This window comes from Flavobacterium sp. (assembly GCF_049590715.1).
Classification (GTDB): domain Bacteria; phylum Bacteroidota; class Bacteroidia; order Flavobacteriales; family Flavobacteriaceae; genus Flavobacterium.
Map to the genome: position 1 here is coordinate 1 of NZ_JBAWDL010000336.1, position 4,600 is coordinate 4,600.

At 34.6% G+C, this 4,600-nt stretch carries 3 protein-coding genes and 1 pseudogene; 1 reads left to right on the forward strand and 3 read right to left on the reverse strand.

Translation table 11 applies throughout. The features are described 5' to 3' along the window. Window positions 1–145: 145 nt before the first annotated feature. From WBQ70_RS14355 to WBQ70_RS14365, 3 genes are all read right to left on the reverse strand, one after another. The gene (locus WBQ70_RS14355; protein WP_423915392.1) at window positions 146–871 is read right to left on the reverse strand and encodes an SGNH/GDSL hydrolase family protein; all 726 of its coding nucleotides are present in this window, start codon (window positions 869–871) and stop codon (window positions 146–148) included. Between the two features lie 57 nt (window positions 872–928). Continuing rightward, the gene (locus WBQ70_RS14360; RefSeq protein WP_423915394.1) at window positions 929–1,711 is read right to left on the reverse strand and encodes a DUF3050 domain-containing protein; all 783 of its coding nucleotides are present in this window, start codon (window positions 1,709–1,711) and stop codon (window positions 929–931) included. A 144-nt stretch (window positions 1,712–1,855) separates the two neighbouring features. Next, on the reverse strand, window positions 1,856–3,034 hold the full coding sequence (locus tag WBQ70_RS14365; RefSeq protein ID WP_423915395.1) for an acyl-CoA dehydrogenase family protein: 1,179 nt from the start codon (window positions 3,032–3,034) through the stop codon (window positions 1,856–1,858). 315 nt (window positions 3,035–3,349) lie between these two features. Here WBQ70_RS14365 and WBQ70_RS14370 point away from each other — a divergent pair. Next, window positions 3,350–4,600, forward strand: a pseudogene (locus WBQ70_RS14370) (hypothetical protein); the annotation flags it as partial.

Genomic DNA, 4,600 nt, shown 5'->3' on the forward strand with positions numbered 1-4,600 from the left:
AATCTGATTAGCAAATAAATGCTAATCAGATTTTAATTTTCGTAGAGTAAGTTATTAAATAATTTCTTTGATTAACGTGCCACACGAAAGGATTCGTGCGGGAGCGGGGTATCGAGAACCGTTCTAATTAGGCTGTTAAAATGTATTATTTTTTTTCTAATATAGGGCTCACTTTTGGTAACAACCGTTCCACAAAAAGAGTATACCCCTTTTCCGAAGGATGTAGTCCATCACTAGCAACAAGTTTAGAATCTTTTAGTCCGTTTCTAGTAATATCAGTAATATTGATAAAAGCGATTCCATTTTCTTCGCAGTGTTTTTTCGCAAAAGCATTGTATTTATTTATTTCAATGGTGATTGTTTCCGCTTTTCTGGAGCTTTGACCAAAAGGAGTAAACGCATAATCAGGAATTGAAACGACGATTAACCTTTCCTTATTCCCTTTTGCGAAAGCGATACTTTTAGAAACAAGTTCAGGAAATTCTTTTTCATAAACAGGAAAAGGAATTCCTTGGTATTGATTGTTAACGCCAATCAATAAAGTAACCAAGTCATATTCCGATGTCGGTTTTTCTTGATTAATTGCATTGATTAAATTGGTAGTTGTCCATCCTGTTCGCGCAATAATATTCAAACTAAATTTATTGCTTGATTGGTTTTCTTGTAACGCTTTTTTGAGTTGTTCAGGGAATTTACAATTTTCACACACACTTTCTCCAATAGTATAGCTGTCACCCAATGCCAAATAGCGGATGTTTTTTTGCGAATTAGGTATCGTGTCTGTGTTTTTTATCACGGTATTTTCTGCACTACAATTGCTAAAAAGGAAACTAATTAATAACGTAACGATCATTGTGAAAAGCGTTTTCATTGGAGTCAAATTAAATTATCTTCTAATGATAGTTACGGTAAAAAGAGCATGGTGGTTTTATAGCATAGAAACCTTTTGAGAAATATGCTCTTCAATAGCATCCCAAAGTCCAATGCGTTTTTCGAGTGACAGTTTTGAAACTTCTTCTACTTCTTTCCATTTTTGAGGATTTTCTCCACAAAGTTCCGTAATCATTTCCATAGCCATCGGTCCGTGTTCATCAGCATCTAATTCGATATGTCTTTCAAAATAATAAATCAGTTTGCTTAAATCAGTGCTAGGTAAATTTTCTTGAAAACTTTTGATGATTGACGTAAACATACTCGGAATCAAATCTTCTCTACCAAAGGTGAAAGCAGCGGCGATTTCGTGTGGTTTCCCGTGTTCAATCACTGTAAAAGTAAAATCTAAAAAAGCTTTGATCTTAGGATGCAAATGACTGGTTTTAATAGCTACAAAAATATTTTGTAGCGAGTTGATTTCACCTAGAAACTGATTAATATCAGTCGTGTTTGCACCACAATCTTCCATCGCTTCAATGTACATTTCATAATGACTTTGACGACGGCCATCAATCGTTAGATCCGATTCTTCAGCAAGAACAATCTCGTTGATTAAATAACGGGTTTGAGGATTGGTTGTAGGGAACCAAGGTGTTGTAGTACACGTCAATTTTGACTGTAACGCTTTTAACAAAGACATAAAATCCCAAACGGCATATACATGACTTTCTAAAAAAGACTGTAAATCTTCAATGGTTTTTACTTTGTTGTAAAGTGGGTGCTGCAACAGAATATTTTTTTGTGGTTCAATACTGTTGTTTATGTGTTGAATGTTCATTGGAATAAATTTAGTGTAAATATAAAAAAGCTTCTACGGATCAAGAACTATTTTTATTGATACTTTAATAAAGATTGTATAAAAACGGTTATACTAGTATTTACGAATTTATTGCATCAAAGGTTTTTGATTTTTAAACTTCAATTATTTAAATGCTGAAATTCCTGTAATATCCATTCCTGTGATTAGTAAATGAATATCATGTGTTCCCTCATACGTAATTACTGATTCTAGATTCATCATATGACGCATAATCGAGTATTCACCTGAAATTCCCATGGCACCTAGTATTTGGCGGGCTTCACGAGCAATTTCAATCGCCATATTGACATTATTTCGTTTTGCCATCGATATCTGTGCAGTGGTGGCTTTGCCTTCGTTTCGTAACACACCGAGTCGCCATGTGAGTAATTGCGCTTTGGTGATTTCAGTAATCATTTCGGCTAATTTTTTTTGTTGGAGTTGCATGCCTGCAATGGGTTTGTCAAACTGAATGCGTTCTTTGGCATAACGCAAGGCGGTATCGTAACAATCCATCGCTGCACCAATCGCTCCCCAAGCAATTCCGTATCGAGCCGAATCTAAACAGCCAAGTGGCGCACTCAATCCCGATTTGTTGGCTAAAATATTTTCTTTAGGAACTTTGACATTGTCAAAAATTAATTCACCTGTTGCTGAGGCACGTAGCGACCATTTATTATGCGTTTCTGGTGTAGAAAAACCTTTCATGCCACGTTCTACAATCAATCCATGAATACGTCCTGACTCATCTTTTGCCCAAACAATCGCAATGTCTGCAAAGGGAGCGTTGGATATCCACATTTTGGCACCATTCAATAAAAAATGATCGCCTTTATCTTCAAAGTGGGTAATCATACTTCCTGGATCTGAGCCATAATTAGGTTCAGTCAATCCAAAACACCCCATCATTTGACCTGTTGCTAGTTTGGGCAAATACTTCATGCGTTGTGCTTCATCGCCGTATTTCCAAATAGGATACATCACTAAGGAGGATTGCACCGAGGAAGTGGAACGAATCCCTGAATCTCCACGTTCAATTTCTTGCATTAATAATCCGTATGAAATTTGGTCTAAACCTGCGCCACCGTATTCAGTAGGGATATATGGTCCAAATCCACCTATTTCGCCAAGTCCTGAGATGATTTCTTTAGGAAACGCTCCTCGTTGGGCATACTCTTCAATAATAGGGGAGACTGCTTTTTTTACCCAAGCCCGTGCAGCATCACGTACTAACTTGTGTTCTTCGGTTAATAAATCGTCTAAGAGATAATAATCGGGCGCTTGAAATAGGTCTGGCTTCATCCTATAGTATTTAGATTCGGTTCTGAATCTAAATTTAGCGAATTATAAACAAAAATGCTAGTTTAAGGGAGTAAATTATTTTTAGATGTTAAACATGATTTTTATAAGTTAACACGAACTCGGAACTTTTAAAATTTCACGAATTTGTCTAAGCCTAAATGGTATAATTTGACATTGTGATTTTTTGATAATTTATGGAATTCGTTATTGTTTTTTAATGTGTTTGTTTTGAGTAATTCATCGTTTCAAAAAATAGTAGTATTAAAAAATACCTTATATTTAGTTTTTTAAATACAATACCAAATTTTAGGCTTTATGATTAAGAAGATACTGTTTTTTTTATTCCTTACAATTACGATTCAAGGGCAAAACGAACCATCGCTAATAGACAGTGTTTATCAGGTTTTAGATTCATTTGTTAAACAACCTTCGGTAGAAAGCTTGGTTAAATTGAACCAAATGGATCGTCATTTTGAGAGTGTTAAAGCACCAAAATCAAAAGAAGAACTTCTCGCTATTGTAATTTTGAATTGTAATAAAGGGTATTATGAATCGCAATATGGTAAGAATCGTGAAGCTACGGAAAGCTATGAGAAAGCGTGGCGATTATTCAAAAAAAACAAATTAGCTAATTATGATATTGTTGAGTTTTGTTTAAAGCCTTTAGGGAATTTATACACTATTCAAGGAGACTACGACAATGCTGAAAATATTATTAAACAATATTATTATAGTGCCACTAAAGAGAAAAATAAAAGCCAAAAAATAGCTGCTATACTCAATTTATCCAATGTATACCAAAGTGCGGGTAAAAGTGATTTGGCAATTGATTTACTTCGAAAAACAATCCAAACTGAAAAATTAGGAATAACTCAAAAAGGTATTTTTGTCAATAATTTGGGGAATAACTATTTGTTGAATTACAAAAAAGCATTGGTTACAAAAAAAGAAAATCCATCAGATTTCAAGAAAATTGAAGGAACTTATTTATATGCTATTCAGTTGTTGCAAGCTGATGAGATGCAGTCGGAAACGTTAGGGAACTGCTATCGAAACCTTGCATCGCTGTATGTTCAAGAACGTCATTATGAAAAAGCCAATGAATATTTTGCGGAAGCCAAAAAATTATTCCTAGCAACATCGAACAAAGATCCTCGCAAAATTGCAAAACTGTATTACGAAGAAGCACTTTTGCTTTTCGAACAACAAAAAAGAAAAGAAGCTTCGGCTTTAATTGGGAAGGTTTTTAAAACTTTAATTCCGAAGTATTCGAATATTAAAAATAATTTACCTAGTCAGAGCAGTTTGTATGCAGAGACCATTTTGTTAGACGCCTTTGATTTGCAAGCGGCAATTTACACCCATGAAAATCAACCTAAGAAGGCATTGGAAGCCTATGCACTTTCATTTTATATAGAGGATTTGTTTGCCCACCTTTTGATTTTTGAAAATTCTAAAATTATTACGCAAACTAGAGTGCGGAACCGTACTGAAAAATGTATTGCGCTCTACGATGCATTATTTAAAAATGAAAAACAGCAATCCTATATCGAAAGTGCTTTTCAG